At 69.5% G+C, this 14444-nt stretch carries 19 protein-coding genes; 9 read left to right on the top strand and 10 right to left on the bottom strand.

All coding sequences use genetic code 11. From position 1 onward, the window contains the following. The first annotated feature begins 1335 nt into the window (after positions 1–1335). Complete coding sequence (locus AB0G32_RS14995; RefSeq protein ID WP_361162599.1) at positions 1336–1998, top strand: MarR family transcriptional regulator; 663 nt, start codon at positions 1336–1338, stop codon at positions 1996–1998. Then, the gene (locus AB0G32_RS14990) at positions 1992–2408 is read left to right on the top strand and encodes a hypothetical protein (protein ID WP_361162598.1); all 417 of its coding nucleotides are present in this window, start codon (positions 1992–1994) and stop codon (positions 2406–2408) included. The genes AB0G32_RS14995 and AB0G32_RS14990 overlap by 7 nt, the downstream gene beginning before the upstream one ends. A gap of 706 nt (positions 2409–3114) precedes the next feature. On the opposite strand, the gene AB0G32_RS14985 is transcribed toward AB0G32_RS14990, so the two are convergent. From AB0G32_RS14985 to AB0G32_RS14970, 4 genes are all read right to left on the bottom strand, one after another. Continuing rightward, complete coding sequence (locus AB0G32_RS14985) at positions 3115–3294, bottom strand: hypothetical protein (protein ID WP_361162597.1); 180 nt, start codon at positions 3292–3294, stop codon at positions 3115–3117. Further along, the gene (locus AB0G32_RS14980) at positions 3273–3947 is read right to left on the bottom strand and encodes a hypothetical protein (RefSeq protein ID WP_361162596.1); all 675 of its coding nucleotides are present in this window, start codon (positions 3945–3947) and stop codon (positions 3273–3275) included. Before AB0G32_RS14980 ends, AB0G32_RS14985 begins: the two co-directional genes overlap by 22 nt. A 267-nt stretch (positions 3948–4214) precedes the next feature. Beyond that, positions 4215–4937, bottom strand: coding sequence for a cation transporter (locus tag AB0G32_RS14975; RefSeq protein WP_361162595.1), 723 nt, complete (start codon positions 4935–4937; stop codon positions 4215–4217). A 1-nt stretch (position 4938) separates the two neighbouring features. Next, complete coding sequence (locus AB0G32_RS14970; RefSeq protein WP_361162594.1) at positions 4939–5274, bottom strand: metalloregulator ArsR/SmtB family transcription factor; 336 nt, start codon at positions 5272–5274, stop codon at positions 4939–4941. A gap of 150 nt (positions 5275–5424) precedes the next feature. On the opposite strand from AB0G32_RS14970, the gene AB0G32_RS14965 reads away from it, so the two are divergent. Both AB0G32_RS14965 and AB0G32_RS14960 read left to right on the top strand, forming a co-directional pair. After that, positions 5425–5724 (top strand): hypothetical protein, encoded by a 300-nt coding sequence (locus tag AB0G32_RS14965; protein WP_361162593.1) that lies wholly within the window; start codon positions 5425–5427, stop codon positions 5722–5724. Between the two features lie 109 nt (positions 5725–5833). Further along, positions 5834–6343, top strand: a complete 510-nt coding sequence (locus AB0G32_RS14960; protein ID WP_361162592.1) for a hypothetical protein — start codon at positions 5834–5836, stop codon at positions 6341–6343. 122 nt (positions 6344–6465) lie between these two features. On the opposite strand, the gene AB0G32_RS14955 is transcribed toward AB0G32_RS14960, so the two are convergent. The 5 genes from AB0G32_RS14955 to AB0G32_RS14935 form a co-directional block, all read right to left on the bottom strand. Next, complete coding sequence (locus AB0G32_RS14955; RefSeq protein ID WP_361162591.1) at positions 6466–6726, bottom strand: hypothetical protein; 261 nt, start codon at positions 6724–6726, stop codon at positions 6466–6468. Next, the gene (locus tag AB0G32_RS14950; RefSeq protein ID WP_361162610.1) at positions 6723–7028 is read right to left on the bottom strand and encodes a DUF6247 family protein; all 306 of its coding nucleotides are present in this window, start codon (positions 7026–7028) and stop codon (positions 6723–6725) included. The genes AB0G32_RS14955 and AB0G32_RS14950 overlap by 4 nt, the downstream gene beginning before the upstream one ends. Before the next feature lie 77 nt (positions 7029–7105). After that, entirely contained in the window at positions 7106–7684 is a 579-nt protein-coding gene (locus AB0G32_RS14945; protein ID WP_361162590.1) for a hypothetical protein, read from the bottom strand. Between the two features lie 15 nt (positions 7685–7699). Further along, a complete protein-coding gene (locus tag AB0G32_RS14940; RefSeq protein ID WP_361162589.1) occupies positions 7700–8257 on the bottom strand; it encodes an XRE family transcriptional regulator in 558 nt (185 codons plus the stop codon). Between the two features lie 3 nt (positions 8258–8260). Further along, complete coding sequence (locus AB0G32_RS14935) at positions 8261–10354, bottom strand: helix-turn-helix domain-containing protein (RefSeq protein WP_361162588.1); 2094 nt, start codon at positions 10352–10354, stop codon at positions 8261–8263. 860 nt (positions 10355–11214) lie between these two features. On the opposite strand from AB0G32_RS14935, the gene AB0G32_RS14930 reads away from it, so the two are divergent. The 5 genes from AB0G32_RS14930 to AB0G32_RS14910 all read left to right on the top strand — a co-directional run bounded on the left by AB0G32_RS14930 (position 11215) and on the right by AB0G32_RS14910 (position 14019). Then, complete coding sequence (locus AB0G32_RS14930; protein WP_361162587.1) at positions 11215–11691, top strand: hypothetical protein; 477 nt, start codon at positions 11215–11217, stop codon at positions 11689–11691. Further along, positions 11691–11903 carry a hypothetical protein gene (locus tag AB0G32_RS14925; RefSeq protein WP_361162586.1) on the top strand — a complete coding sequence of 71 codons (213 nt, stop codon included), beginning with the start codon at positions 11691–11693 and terminating at the stop codon, positions 11901–11903. The genes AB0G32_RS14930 and AB0G32_RS14925 overlap by 1 nt, the downstream gene beginning before the upstream one ends. Positions 11904–12096: 193 nt before the next feature. Then, positions 12097–12855: an Abi family protein gene (locus tag AB0G32_RS14920; protein ID WP_361162585.1), complete on the top strand. Its 759-nt coding sequence runs from the start codon at positions 12097–12099 to the stop codon at positions 12853–12855. A gap of 290 nt (positions 12856–13145) precedes the next feature. Next, positions 13146–13706 carry a hypothetical protein gene (locus tag AB0G32_RS14915; RefSeq protein WP_361162609.1) on the top strand — a complete coding sequence of 187 codons (561 nt, stop codon included), beginning with the start codon at positions 13146–13148 and terminating at the stop codon, positions 13704–13706. 4 nt (positions 13707–13710) lie between these two features. Then, positions 13711–14019 (top strand): hypothetical protein, encoded by a 309-nt coding sequence (locus AB0G32_RS14910; protein ID WP_361162584.1) that lies wholly within the window; start codon positions 13711–13713, stop codon positions 14017–14019. A 117-nt stretch (positions 14020–14136) separates the two neighbouring features. On the opposite strand, the gene AB0G32_RS14905 is transcribed toward AB0G32_RS14910, so the two are convergent. Continuing rightward, entirely contained in the window at positions 14137–14394 is a 258-nt protein-coding gene (locus AB0G32_RS14905) for a hypothetical protein (protein ID WP_361162583.1), read from the bottom strand. Between the last annotated feature and the right edge of the window lie 50 nt (positions 14395–14444).

Here is a 14444-nt window from a genome sequence, read left to right as displayed (position 1 = left end):
GGGCCATATCCCGCTCCGCGGGATATGCCCCGGCAAGCCGGGGCATAGAGGCGCGAATTGCGCAAGCGCAATTCGAATTCCCGCGTAAACGCGGGAATGGAATTCCGTAAACGGAATTCCGAAAGGAAGTCAATTCGCGCAAGCGCGAATTGGGGGCACCCGCGCAAGCGCGGTCGCCGGAGCTGGCAGCAAGGGGAGGTGCATCACGCGCGGGCCTGTGTAGCCCCTGGGCTTCCAGGCCACCACCCCCGCAACGGCAATGACGGACGATGGGCCTGACAGGGTGCCGGCCTCACCGCAGTGACGGGCTCCGCTGCGCTTCACCCGAACCCCTCCCCTGCCTCCCAGAACGGCGCGTACACGTTCACGAATACCCCGCCAGCATACACGCCAACCCGCCTCGATGGTGCAGACTCCGCCGACGCATCACCCGAGCGAACGAACTCATAGACGGGGTGATGCATCGCGCTGGCTCACTGTGTAGCGTTTGGGTCCTGACCGCACCACCCCAGCCCTGGCAAAAAACTACCGGAAGAATTCTAGATTGCGCGGCCGTAAATTGTTCAGCCACAGAACGGAAGCCCGATATGGGAGCGTCGAAATTCGACGCGCGGAGGCGCCGGAGCCGAATGGCCCCCTAGGGCCAGGCGTCGGAACCGCCCACCGGCACTGGCTACGCCTCGATGCTTTGGACATCACGGCCGGCACCCGGTCCGTGCCGGATCCGCGAAGCCGCACGCGAAGCCGCCTCAGCCATTGGCGGATCCACCCGTCGTGCCGCAGGAGGGTCACCTACGGGCCCGTGGTGGGCCTACGCCTCCGCTGTGCCCGCGCGCCCCGGTTTGGCGGACTCCGGGGCGCCTGGGGGCCTTCGCGGGTGCGGTGGCCGTACGGGTCGGGTGGCGGCTGCGGGCAGGTACACGCTGGGTGCTGCGCACCGCCAGCTGTGGTGGTTGGTGCCGTCGGTCGCGGGCCCGCCCACGGGCGTGAGGTCCTGGTCCAGCCCTCGCGCGCGCGTGCGTCTTAGGGAAAAGAGGGCCCTCGGTGAGGGCGTGCTTTGACCTGGACTTTTACGGAAGGGGATGTGTCAGCGCTGACACATTGACCTGCGGAAATGTGTCCGTGGTGCCACAACGACACCCGCATTAGCCAACCCTGCTTGTACAAACGTGGAACGTTGCTGGTGGGGGCCGGTTTTCAGGAAACACCCCTCGAATCCACTGTGTCGGCGTCGACACCAAAGCGCCACGCCAGCATGTACAAATCTGCCAAGTGAACTTGAACAACTGCTAGTGTCCGGCGCGACCCCCAAGATCGAGGACAGGACCACCGTCGATGCCCCGCCAGCCCAAGCGCCCGACCGTCGGCCGCAGCAAGGGCAAGATCACCGCCGTGCCGCCCGGTGGCGACAGCGCCTTCCGCGAGACCCTGTCATCCCGGCTGGGCAAGGACATCAAGCCGCCGACCCGCAAACGGCCGGTGCAGCAGATGGACGTCAGCGTCCGGTACACGTACCGCGCGCCGCACGACATGTTCGGGCGCTCCGGCTACAGCGTGGTGTCCAACGACTTCCTCGCCGACGTCCTGGCCGTGCTCATCGCCCAGCACGGCATGTCACCCATCCAGTCCGCGGTCCTGCTGTGGTGCATCGGCCGGCAGCGCGAGGGCTGGCTGAGGGCCACGCACAAGAAGATCGCCGACAAGCTGGGCGTGGAGCGGTCGAACGTGACCCGGGCGATCGGCCGCCTTGAGGAGTGGCACATGATCCAGCGCGTGGACACTGGGCTGATCTTCGTGAATCCGATGCTCGGGTTCGAAGGCAACGGAGATCGGCAGCGCGAGATCCTGGACGCGCTGCGCGACCCGGAGACCGGGAAGCTGCCCGAGGATGTCTTCCCGGCCCTGAACGCCCCGCGGCCGCCGCGCAGCGTTCAGCTGGAGCTCGGTGCCGAAGACGGGGAAGATGAAGTGGTCGACGAGGAGGGGCGGGCATGCTGATCCAGGCGAGCGCCGGTTTCGGAATGCTGTACCGGCTGGACCTCACCAAGGCCGCGATGGAGCTCCTGAGCGTCCTCATCGAGCGCCAGGAGCCCGGCGGCGAGGTGAACGCCTCCCAGGCCGAGCTGGGGGCGCGCGTGGGCCTGTCGCGGAACTCCGCGAACACGGCGATGTCGCTGCTGGAGAGCCGGAACCTCGTGCTGCGGCCCGTGGACCGCAAGTACCGGACCTACTACCTCCACCCCTACATCGCCTCCTACGCCTCCCAGGAAGAGCTGGAGGAAGCGATCGAGGACGCATCCGAGCGCATCGAGGCCGGCGAACTGCCCGAGATCGCTGTCCCGCTGTACGAAACCGCGCCGCCCAAGCGCCAGAGCCAGCCGCTCCGGGCTGTCCGCGCCGCCGGCTGATGCCGCCCCGCCATCACCTCCGGGTGATGGCGACCTCGAAATGTGCCCTTGCCGCGCAGGAGAGCGGCAAGGGCACATTCGTCTGTCCGCCGGTGAGTATCCCGCGTACATCGTTCCCCTATAGGGGAAACGGCAGGTCAGCAGCGTGTGACGCGCCCGGACGGTACCACTAGGGGAACCGTCTTGTTCTGGTCCTCTAGAACAGCCGGAGACTGCCCCGGCAAGCGCGTACACCGTTCCCCTGGAGGGGAAACCCGCAGGTAGAAGAAGTGGCGAGCAGTACAGGGGCGGGAGTTGCATGCAGCAGCCGTGCATAGATCTCGCGTGGAACATCGCAGATCTGCGATGTCACGCAGCCGCTGGGACGGGCTCCCGACCGTGTTGGCAGCCGCAGAGCGCCAGGCTGTGGCGGAGGCAGCCCGGTCCGAGCGGGCGAACGGCAGCTGTCCGTCGCTGTAGGGCCGGGGTCGGCCTGCTACCCGTGCAGCAGCCTTGTGCTACGCGGGCCCATGCAAATGCTGCGCTGCACCACGACACCACCCTGCTGCCACCCAACGACCACCACCAGGACCACGATCAGCACGACCAGGAGCACCGGCCCCTCGCCGCCGCAGGCCCTCGTCTCACACCTCACACCCTCACACCGCACCCCGCCCACCTGGGGAATCCGGCTGTGTGCCTCATAGCAACAGCTGGGCGGAAGCGGTCACACCCTGCCGTGCAGGGCGCGGCGGTCGCCGGACATCGCGTAGCGCCGGGCCGCGAGTCCGTGTTCGAGGGGCTCGCCGATCTCCTCGCACAGCAGCGCCAGGACGCCGGTCGCCGCCTCGGTGTCGGACAGGTAGGCCGGCGCGACTTCGAGCATCAGCTCGCCGATCGCGTGCACGCTGGAGAAGAGGTTGGCGGTGAGCTGGCGCCCCGCGGCGACCACGGGATCCGCCGACGGATCGACGGGTGGCGGAGGCGGGGCGATGCGGACGTCGCGGACGGCCTGGCGGACCACCGCGCGCACCGTCGGCTCATCGAGGGCCTGGAGGTCGCTGTGAGCGAGCGCGGCGAGGCGCCGGGGATCAGCTCCGCGACGACGTCCGTACGGCCGGAGACGGCGATCAGGGCGCGCTGGGACAGGCCGTAGTCGAGCGCGGCCGTGCTCGGGCCGGTGTCTCGCATGCGAGACGTCTCGGTGCTGACGTCGACGGCGCCGTGGATTGCGGCCAGGGCACCGGCGACGTCCAGGAGCCGGTACGCCTGCGCGCGGCTGATGCCGAACTCCGCGTCGCAATACGACTCCCAACTGCCGTGCCCGAGCGGGAGCCAGACGCGGGCGGCGTGCGCGGCGCGGACCCGGGCGGCGAGCACCGCCACGGATCGCCGGACGTCGTCCATCGCCTCGCGCAGCCCGGCCGTCATCTCCCGTGCGCGGGCCGCGGTGAGCGGCGGCCGCGCCGGGTCGGCGCCCTGCTCCTGGTGCTCGTCGTGCTCGCCCACGACTCCATCGTCCTCCGCGCCGGCGGGCACCACCAGGGCGTGCGGGAGCACGAGGTGCGAGCTCCGTCTCACACCCTCACAGCCTCACAGTTCACCCCGTCCACCTGGGGAAACGGCCTGTGAGTCTCCTAGCCTCACAGCGTGACACCGTGCTCGGGGCGGGTCTGTCACGCTGATCCGCGACGGCGGGCGCGGGTGTCCCGTGACAGGGAACTTGGACCGATTGCCATCGAAGTTGGACCGCTGCCGATGTTGAGGGGACAGCAGAGGACTTCGGCGGTGCGATCGCCGGGGCCTCCGTGTTCGACGGGCTTCGGGTCAGTTGCAGCAGTCGCAGCCGGGGCGGCAACTGCACGAGTCCGCCTCCACGCTGGCGGAGGACGCTGCCGCGGCGGACGGAGTGGCGCAGCAGCCCTTGCCCTGCCAGGCGTCGCGGCCTTCCTTGACGGCGATGGCTGCGATGACCAGGGCCGCGATCGGGTCAGCCCAGGACCAGCCGAGGGTGGCGTTCAGGACCAAGCCGACCAGGAGCACGGCGGACAGGTAGGTGCAAAGGAGTGTCTGCTTGGAGTCGGCGACCGCTGAGGCGGAGCCGAGTTCGCGGCCGGCGCGGCGCTGGGCGGCGGACAGGAACGGCATGATCGCCAGCGACAGGGCGGCGATGACGATGCCCGGGATGGAGCGTTCGGCCTCGCCGGTGCCGGTCAGGGCGCGGACGGCGTCGACGGTGACGTACGCGGCGAGCGCGAAGAACGACACCGCGATGATCCGCAGGGTGCGCTGCTCGCGTGCCTCGCGTACGGCGTGGTCGGAGGCGGAGAACTGCCAGGCGACCGCGGTGGCGGAGGAGACCTCGATGATCGAGTCGAGGCCGAAGCCGATCAGCGCGGTGGAGGAGGCGATCGTCCCGGCGGTGATGGCGACGATCGCCTCGATCACGTTGTACGTGATGGTGGCCGCGACCAGCAGCCGTATCCGCTTGGCGAGAACGTCGCGGCGGGCCGGGGAGGGGCCTATGCCGATGGATATCTGGGCGGTCATCTCAGCAGCAGCCCTTCTGTTCCGCGTCCGGGCAGGTCTTGTCGGCTTCAACGGCGACCACGGCGGTACGCAGATCGTCCAGCGCGTGCCCGAGACGTTCGTCGGCGAGCTCGTAGCGAGTGCGTCGCCCCACCGGAACTGTGACGACCAAGCCGCAGTCGCGCAGGCACGCCAGGTGGTTCGACAGCCGGGTCCGGGAGATCTCCAGGGTGTCGGCGAGGTCGGCGGGATGGGCCGGGGCCTCGCGCAGGGCAAGGAGGATCCGGCAGCGGATCGGGTCGGCGAGGGCGCGGCCGAACCGCGCCAGCACCTTGATGTCAGCAGCGAGAGTCAGCACACCTACGACAGTACACGGATAGCTGAATTCACGGAATCTTGCACTGTCGGCGCCGTTTGCCACCTTCGCAGCAGTCCAACTTCGATGACAATCGGTCCAGGTTCGCTGTCACAGGACAGCGGGCCTGCCGCACAAGGCGAAGGGGGCCCGGTGGCGGGGATCGAGCGGGAGCCGGCGGAGGTGCGGATACCGAAGGCGGCGCTGGACGCCTTCGCCGCGGCGCTGAGCGTGCGCACGGTGGCGATGCGGACCTGGCCGAACGACGGCCTGGAGTGGATGTACCCGGTGGGCACGTGGGACGAGGCGCACCTGGAGGTCGCGCTCATGCCCGGCGGCGAGGAGGTGTGGCTGCGGATGTCCACGGACCGCTCCAGCGTCGCCGTGTGGACCATCGAGCAGTGGTGGGAGTTCGCCGGGGAGCTGCCCAGCGCTACGCCACCGCCGGCCTGAGCCGCAGGCGGCCGGCGCACGGACGGCGGAAGTTGGCGTGGCCCCGGCGGGCCCGGGTCGTTGAGCACCCGGCCGCCGTGGCCGCTGACCGCCGAGCGAACGAGGACCGATGCCGAACAGGCCGCCGTACGAGCCGACCTATGGCTTCGACCACGACAGTCGGACGGTGCGCGTCTATCACCACGATCTGGCCCGGCTGCTGCTGATGTTCCGCTCGCTGATGCGCGAGACGCAGAAGCCGGGCTCGTGGGAGCACATGGACGACTACGACCTGTCCTTCGAGCGCCTTGCGGACGCGGCCGACGCCGCTGCGGAGATCATCCACGGCAAGAAATGGACGGGGCCTGACCTGCGGATGCGCTGCACGACCACCGAGCCGGTCTACGAGTGGCCCGAGGGCGGCCCGTACGACGGGGAGGCGACGTTCACCTGGAAGGTGCCGGGCTACGGCTCACACGCCTCCGACGCCGACCAGGTCCAGCACTACTCGAACACGGCGCTGTGCGGATTCAGCTGGGCGAAGGGCGACCGGCCGCGCCGGGTGGAGGGGCTGCCGGAGTGCCCGGAGTGCCGACGCGAGGTGCAGCTCGGTGCCGACCGCCCGCGCGGCGCCTGGTGACAACGGCAGGGTGGATACGCGTTGCCGCCGGGTGGCAACGGGTGGATACGGCGGTGGCTACGATGCGCAGCGGCCCGGCCCCGGCAGCTGCAATGCCGGGGCCGGGCCGTTGTCAGGGGTGGCTACCCGAGCCAGACGATGTTCAGGACGGTCAGGCTGTTCAGGGGCCGGTTGATCCAGTAGGTGACGGAGAGCTGGCCGACGGCCGCGTAGCGGACGTCCTCGCCTTCGTCGTCGTCGGTGTCGAACTGCCGGAAGCCGAACGGATCGGCGGCGGCCGCGACGAGGATGTCCCATACGGTGTCCACCGCGTGCTCGGGCAGCGCGTCGAGGACCTTGGCGGCCGGGGCGGAGACGCGGACCGCGTACGGCGACGGGCTCACCCGCGACTTCGGCGGAGCTCCGCCAGGTCGACGGCGTCGCTGTCGTCGTAGCCGGAGGCGACGAAGGCGTCGACGGCCGGGGCGTGCGCGATGCGGCCCTGCCAGTCCTGGACGACCTCATAAAGCCCGGCCAGGGAGAACGTGCGGCGGGATTCCTCGAGGGCGGCGGTCCACTCGCGCTCGAAGGCTGGCACCCAGCGGTCCGCGCGCTTGTCGGCGCGCAGCTGGGCGAGGAGTTCGGCCGGCGCCCCGGGCGCGGGGGCGTAGGCGGTGACGGGTGCGTGGTCGGGCTGCGCGCTCATCTGGTCCTCCCGGCGGGTCCTCCCCTCACCGTACGCGCGCCGGATGGCCGTGGATGCGGTCATGGGCGGATCCCCTCCTACCGGGTCAGGGCGCGGGCGACGGCCTGGGCGTGCTCGCGCAGCGGCAGGTCCTGCTTGTCCCAGGTGGCGGCCACGTAGTTGAGGAGTTCGGCCGTGGCGCGCTCCGAGTCGCTCGGGTCGCTGATCAGCAGCCGGTCGGCGGCGTAGGCGACGTCGGCGGCCGGGGTGGCGTGCTCCTGGTCGTCGGCGGGGCGGTAGCCGGCGGTTAGCGTGAGGGTGTACTCGTTGCCGGTGCGGGTGAGCGCGGTGATGGTGTTGAGGTTGAGCGGCCCGAAGGACGGTTGTTCGAGGGCGGCACGGATGAAGTGCCGGTGGTTGCCGATCGCGGCGGCCACGGCGTCCCAGGCGTAGGCCACCCGCTCACCGTCGGGGTCCGGCTCCACGGCGGCAAGGGACAGCTCGAAGCCGGTGCCGTCGGCGTCGCGGAACCAGACCGTCTCGTCACCGGGCGCGGCCGGGGCGACGAAGGTGATGTGCGGGCTGGAGCGCAGTGCGTCGGCGATGCGGACAGCGTCGTGGTCGGCATCTAGCAAAGGGCTCTTGTCGCGGTCGATGGGCGGGAATTCAGTGGTCACGCTTTTCGCTCCTAGTTAGTAATCCAGATCGAGGTAGTCGATGTTCTTCATTTCGACTTGGTGGAGGTCGCCTGCGCGGCGTCCGTCGTCCTGAAAATACACTTCCCTGAATCCGTCAGCGATGATTTCACGCAACTTTTGGTCGTTGTCCCCCCGGTCACGGGCATCGAACAGGCGCTGCGCGTAGGTCGCGGGGAGGTGGACGGTCAGCCGGCGCATCCGCGGTTCGTCGGTCGATCCCCCGGCGGCCTTGTAGCCGAAGGACGCCCGGGTCTCCACGGTGATTCCGCCGCTGCTGGCCGCCTGCTTCCGCCGGCGGCGGCGCACCTGCGGCTGCCAGCGGGAGCGGACGGCGCCGTCGATCTTCTTGGCGATGTTCTTGGGCGGGTTCTTGCGGGCGCCGCGCCGGTAGCGGTTGACGGAGTCGGCGGTGATGCCGAGCTCCTGGGCGACGGCCTTGGCGGTGCCCAGCTGCTTGATCAGGTAGTTGATCTGGGCCTTGAGGGTCTTGGGCGGCTCGCGGGTAAACGCTTCCCGTTCGGCGCGCTCGATGGCGTTCTCGATCTCTCGCACGGTCTACTCGCCTTCGTCCAGCTCAGCGTTGCCGCCCTTGATGAGGCTGGCGGGGTTGTGGCCCTTCTCCATCACGTCGACCGCCCACAGCATCGACTGGACGCCTTCCAGCTTCGCCAGGCCCGGCGTGGGCCCGAGGCGGAACCCGCCCGGCTGCGGCTTGCCGGATGCCGCGTACGGCAGGAAGTCCAGCGGGCTGGCGCCGGGGCTCGGGTAGACAACGCAGTCGGAGAGCACCGCGAGGGGGTACAGGCCCGTCAGCTTCACCATGTTGGCGAGCTTGCGGTGCATGTTGACCCGGGCCTTGCTGATGACGGCGGCGCGGATGTCGGGGCGCCAGGTGGGGCGCTGCATACCGGGCCACGGGTCGCCGGGCTTGTGGTTCTTGCCCTGCGGGTTCTCGAACAGCTTGCCGATGCCACCCTTGATGGTGCCCTTGATCGCGGCGAGTACGGCGGTCAGCGCCGGGTCTACGTCCTTGTGCCGGGCCATCGCCGCGAGGAACTCGGTGTCAGTGAGGTCCTTGGTGACGCCCATGTCGGCGAGGGTGTCGACGTAGGCGGTCTTGAGCCGGTCGTGCCAGGGGTCGAGGTACGCGCCGGTCTCGCGGCGCAGGTACGCCTCTACGGGTGCGACGTTGTAGCCGAGCTCCTGGGCATAGGCGACGGTGTGCGTCTGGTACCAGGCCGGGCCGGTCGGGCGCTCGCCGGACGGAGTGAACGGTGAGGGCAGACGCGGGTCGATCTCCACGTGGGACAGGTCGACCAGCCAGGACCCGGGAATCTTGGGGTTGAACTTCGGGGCGTGGAAGTGGTCGGGGGCGGACAGGCCGACGGTGAGCCTCGCTGCGGCCGCGAGGAACGCCGTGTTGAGGTCCAGGCCGACCGCGTAGGGCAGCGTGCACTCCTCATCACCGAGGAGCTCCACCGGGCGCACCCAGTTGTACGCCTCTTCGTGCAGGAAGCCGCCGTCCCAGCCTGAGTGGAAGACGGCCGGGTGCTCGGGCTGGCCCTCCGGCGGGGCCGGGTCCATGGCCTCGGTGCCCAGCGAGCCGGGGTTGGGGCCGGAGACCCAATTGCCGGTCTCCTCATCGCGCACCGGCCGGGTCGGCGGGCGCAGCGCGGTCATCAGCTCCAGGCCGGAGACGGCGGTGCTGCCGCGCGGGGTGGCCACCCGCTGGGCGTAGATGCCCAGGACCCGGGCAATGTCGGCCGGTTCCATGTCCGTGACGCCGGGCCAGGAGCGCTCATCGAGGGCGTCCCAGGGCAGGACCGCGAGCTGCACGCACTGGCGCTGGGCACCGGTGGCCTTGCGGTAGATGCGGGCCCACGGCCCGAAGCCCCTCTTCGTGAGCTGCCACTTCGCCTTGAGGACCTGCTTGACGACCGGGTGATCCTCCTCCAGGCGCAGCCCGCGCCGGTCCTCCAGGCGCTCGGGGAGACCGAGCTTCACGGCGGCCGCCGTGGTGAGGACGATCAGCGGGTCGGCGTCCTTGCCGTTGCGGTGCAGCTTCGGCGCACCGAGGCCGGCCTCGCGCAGCGTCCACTCCACCAGCTCCACAACCGTGGTCGCCGGGCAGTCGAGCACGATGCCGTCCACGCCGTACGCGGAGCCGTCGCCATCGAGGACGGCGAGCGGGCCGTGCGGGAACCGCGGGTCGATCGCGGACTTCGCGGCCTTCTTCGCGGCCGGGCGGCGCGACGACGTCGCCGGGCGTCCGGCCGGACGGGCGGGACGCTCCGGGGCGGTCGTGTTGGCGGGCTCGGACGCGGCCGGGCTGGTGAACGTGTCGGGCACCGGGGCGGGTTGCGGCGCGGCGGCCGGGGTCGGGGCGGCGGGAGCTCCGTGGGCGGAGTACTTCGCCGCCCACCCGTTCAGCAGCCGCTGGTACGCCTCCAGGCGCGGCGACTTCGGCTCGCTCCTGCCGTTCTCGTAGTTCTTGACCGTCTGCGTCGTCGTCTTCAACGCGGTCGCGAGGCGGGCCTGGGTGACTCCGGCGGCCTGACGCAGTCGGGCGCGCTCCGCCGGGGGCGGGAGCTGAGGCTCCTCCTCCAGCAGGGCGTCGATGTTCGCGAACAGCTCTTCCTCGGATGCCATGTGGTGGATCTCCTTTCGTACCCCCATCCTAGCAGTATTTACCCTAGCTATTAACTCGTTTTTTAACCCGTTCGGATTCGTTTTCTGGTGAGGTGTGGACGGTGCCGGGCAACAGGCGAAGGTGTCCTGCGTATCGAACCTTGACTGTTTGCCAACGAACCTTGGAGGGACGCGAGTCTGTGTCACCAAAGTTGATCACCGCAGGTCAGAGGGGCGCGATGGCTGATCTGGGCGACCGTGGCAGGCCTGGATCTCTCGGGGACCCGGTCGTGTGACGCTCTTCGCCTCGGTGACGCAGCAACAGGTGAGCCGACTGGTCATCGGATGATGAACCTCGCACGATGCCGGGAGGCGCTATGGGAACCGAGTTCTGGCGGACGATTCAGATGGCCATTGAGAAGGACAACTGGACGGCCCGCCTAGTCGTGGCGCTCTGCACCGCAGCAGTCTTCGCGCTCGGCATTTACACGATCACCAGGTAGCGACCCTCCCTGGCGCAGTTTTGGTACGCCGCCCCGCCCCGAACGGCCACTTCTGCCCCGAGGCGCCATGCTGGCCCTGGCACTGCGGCGTTGAGGAAGATGTACACCCTGGACACCGCAGTGCCCTGACTAGGGATGATGTCGATCAAACTTCGATGGCACGCGCTCAAGGTTCGATGACACAGGACAGAAGGCGTCGGCTCACAACTGACAGGCTCCGGGTGTGACGCCCTCACCCTGGGGAAACGCGGTGTGAGGCTCGCAGGGGGCGGACTGGTTGCCGAGAGATCGCAGTCGGATCAGGTGTTCTGGCCGGATCGGTGGCTGGTTCTCACGAACGCGCACCGGCCCCGAGCGCTGGTCATTACCGTCGTGACCATGGAGAAGGGGAAGACCGGCCTGGCCGACTGGGTGATGCGGGTGCTGCTGTGGCTGTACGCGTTCGTAAGCATCCCGCTGTACCTGTGGTTCCTGCACCACGCGGGCGACCGCTGGGGCCAGCAGCTGCCCGCCGACGACGACCTGCGCTTCTGGCTGCCGATCGTCGTTCCGCTCGCCGCGTTCAGCTTCACCACGATGTCCAGCACATCCTGGTGGTGGAGCACCGAGGACCGGCCGTTCCTCCTGGGCCGCAAGCACTGGCGGTTCATGATGGTCTTCGTCGTCGCCCTGTCCCTGATGGCCGGCTTCTTCGGCTCCGCGCACCAGGACGCTGTCGCCGTGCTGCTGACCGTCATGGTCACGATCATCGGCATCGTGGGCCTGTGGCTCCTGCCGCCGGCCCTGTCCCCGCGGCTGCTCGACACCCTCCGCCCGCGGCCGACCCGTCCTGACGACGCCCGAAGGAGAACGTGATGAGACTCGTCTGGCTGGCCGCGATCAGTGTGCTCGCCGTCGTGATGGCGGTGTTCACGCCGTACGTGCTGCGCACCGAATCGACGTGGCAGGCCGCTGCCTGGCTGTTCATGCTCGCCGCCACGCTCACCGGCATCGCCGCGCTCATCCGCGCGGAACTGCTGCTCCGTCGCCTCGAGCGACAGCCCGACAGCGATGTTCCCGGAACCTGATCCGCACCTGGTCCGTACGGCTGGACAACCCGAACGGGCGGGGTGCGGGGCTCAGGGTTGACGCCTGGCGGGCGCGGCAGTAAAGCAGAAGGCCCTCACCAGCTGGTGAGGGCCTTCTAAAGTCTGACCCCGGTCGCATGACGTAAGCCAGAGGCTGAACCGGGGAATCTGTCGACCATGATACATCAGGGGGGTGCAGATACAACCGACGGCGGCGCAGCTCAAGCTCCTGGAACCGCTGATTTCCCGGCCCCGCCTGGCTCCCTTCCTCGCCGCCACGGCCACGCCGGCGGCCGCGATGGAGCTGTACCTGTGGAACGTGCGCCTGTCGGCCGCCTTCGGTGAGGTGATCGCCCTTGCCGAGGTCATCCTGCGCAACGCCATGGCGGAGCAGCTCGCCGCCGCGTACGGGGCCACCTGGTACGCGCGCCCTGAGCTGTTCGATGACCGCACCATGAGCGGCTTCAGGACCACGTGGCGCAACATCACCATGCCCGCCGACCCGGCGACCGGGAAACCGGCGCAGAAGACCCTCCGGGCGGTCCCGGCCGGGAAGATCGTGGCGGAGTCCACCTTCGGCTGCTGGGTGAATCTGCTCGACAAGGGCGGTACCCGCGGCGACGGTCCGTACCGCAAGAACGTCGACTACGACTCCACCCTGTGGCGCAAGGCCCTGCACAAGGCGTTCCCGCACAGCGGCGGGAAGCGGACCACCGTGTTCACCACCGCCAGTCACGTCCGCTCCCTGCGCAATCGCGCCGCGCACCACGAACCGCTGATCGACGGCGTTCCCCTCCCGGGTCAGACCGACCGCCGCGGCAACACCCGCCGGCTCACCCTCGCCGACGCTGACACCGAGGTCCTGCGCCTGGTCGAGTACATCGACAAGGACGTCGCCACCTGGCTCGGACAGACCAGCCGTGTCCCCGAGCTGCTGCGCACCCGGCCATGACCGGTCGGCGATGAGAGCTGCACGAGAGGAACTGAGTGAGGGCCGCCCGGCAATCCGGCGGCCCTCAGCTGCGTTCTGGAACCCCGGAGTATGGCCTGCCCGCCGAATCGGAGGGCTACCAGGGACGATGCCGGGGTCTTCGCTGATCAGCGTACCCACAGCGCCCCGGCCGTCATGTGCCGAATCCCGTCGCCGGGCTGGCTGCTCATCCCGCTGACACGGCCTCGATCCCCGTGGCAGGGTGCGGTGATCGGATCAGCAGACGGCAGGGGGCTCCCGTGGAAGCACGGATGTGGGACGGGCTGGTCGGCGTCGCGAAGAAGACGTACACCGCGTCGCTGGGCGAGGGGGTCGTGCCGCGCCCGCTGATGATGCCGCTGGTGCGCGGCGAGCTGGTCGGGCTGGTCTGGGTCCGCCCGCTCAAGGTCGGCCAGGACGCGGTCGCCGGGATCGCGGAGCTCGCGAACATCGCCGCAGCGGCCGGCGCGGACGAGGTCGTCCTCGCCTGGGAGACCCACGACGTCGCCACCGCCTGCGAGCTCCCGATCGTCGGCCCGGCGCCGTGCCTGAACATGGTGCTCGCCACCCCGGGCGGGCACGTCCTGCACCAGTTCCCCTACACCGAGCAGCTCCTGTCCCGCAGCCCCGAGGGCTGGGCGTCGGTCGCCCCCGACTGGAGGCCGGCCCCCGCGCCGCAGCCCGGCGGCGAACTGGTCCCGCCCATCCGGGCCGCGGTGAACTTCTCCTTCACCCCCATCGAGCTGGACCACCCCGACCCGTTCGGCGTCACCGTCGTGCTGATGGAAGAGGACGGCTACCGCATCAGCCTGACCGAAGCGTTCGCCCGCTGAGCCCGTGGCCCGCGACTTCGACGACGACGCGCCCCGCCGTATCCAGGACGCGGACGACCTGATCAACGCCCGCAAGCGGGACGAAGCCGAACGGATTCGCGCCCGCCAGCGGGACGCCGACGCACGGATCTACGTGGTGACCACCAACCTCGTCATCGACGCCCAGGAGAAGCTCGCCCGGCGCCGGCGGCTGGACCGCATCTGGCGCGCCGGGGCGGCCGTCAGCTGGCTGTCCTTACTCACCCCGTCATCGGCACGGGCATCGCCTGGCTCACCACGGGCGCCCCGGCGCGGTTCGTTCTGGGTGACCTGATCTGCGGAAGCCTGCTCCTGATGTCCCTGCTGGTGATCGGGAGGGAGACGGTCAGTACAAGTCCGTGGTGCGGGGGCCCTCCCGCTTGCCTCGGGAGGGCCCCCGCACCACGGGTTTTCAGAGTTCGACCGGCTTGCCCGTCCAGGGGTCCCACGCCTTGTCGGCGCCCCACGCCCGGGCCTCCTCGGTGTTCCGGAAGCGGTCCTGCGCGGTGGTCACCGTGAACGCGCAGGTTTTCTTGCCCTCGCGTGCGGCCTTGCAGAGCGCGGCAGTTCCGCCGGTGAAGAGCATCCGGCCCTGCAGCTCCCACGTGAGCTCGAAGGTCTTGACCTTCTCGCCGATGACCTTGGTCTCGGCAGCGGAAAGCTTCGGCATCCTGATCGCCTGCCCTCTGTTGATTTGTCATGGTTCCTGCTGACAACAGA

The organism is Streptomyces sp. NPDC023723 (genome assembly GCF_040639815.1).
Lineage (GTDB): Bacteria > Actinomycetota > Actinomycetes > Streptomycetales > Streptomycetaceae > Streptomyces.
This window is presented reverse-complemented; position numbering and strand designations above follow the sequence as displayed.

Bases quoted from the DNA above. Each gene is read 5' to 3' on its own strand.
- AB0G32_RS14995 (WP_361162599.1), top strand. From the start codon at position 1,336: ATGCCCCGCCAGCCCAAGCGCCCGACCGTCGGCCGCAGCAAGGGCAAG.
- AB0G32_RS14990 (WP_361162598.1), top strand. From the start codon at position 1,992: ATGCTGATCCAGGCGAGCGCCGGTTTCGGAATGCTGTACCGGCTGGAC.
- AB0G32_RS14975 (WP_361162595.1), bottom strand. From the start codon at position 4,937: ATGACCGCCCAGATATCCATCGGCATAGGCCCCTCCCCGGCCCGCCGC.
- AB0G32_RS14960 (WP_361162592.1), top strand. From the start codon at position 5,834: ATGCCGAACAGGCCGCCGTACGAGCCGACCTATGGCTTCGACCACGAC.
- AB0G32_RS14950 (WP_361162610.1), bottom strand. From the start codon at position 7,028: ATGAGCGCGCAGCCCGACCACGCACCCGTCACCGCCTACGCCCCCGCG.
- AB0G32_RS14935 (WP_361162588.1), bottom strand. From the start codon at position 10,354: ATGGCATCCGAGGAAGAGCTGTTCGCGAACATCGACGCCCTGCTGGAG.
- AB0G32_RS14930 (WP_361162587.1), top strand. From the start codon at position 11,215: ATGGAGAAGGGGAAGACCGGCCTGGCCGACTGGGTGATGCGGGTGCTG.
- AB0G32_RS14925 (WP_361162586.1), top strand. From the start codon at position 11,691: ATGAGACTCGTCTGGCTGGCCGCGATCAGTGTGCTCGCCGTCGTGATG.
- AB0G32_RS14915 (WP_361162609.1), top strand. From the start codon at position 13,146: ATGTGGGACGGGCTGGTCGGCGTCGCGAAGAAGACGTACACCGCGTCG.
- AB0G32_RS14905 (WP_361162583.1), bottom strand. From the start codon at position 14,394: ATGCCGAAGCTTTCCGCTGCCGAGACCAAGGTCATCGGCGAGAAGGTC.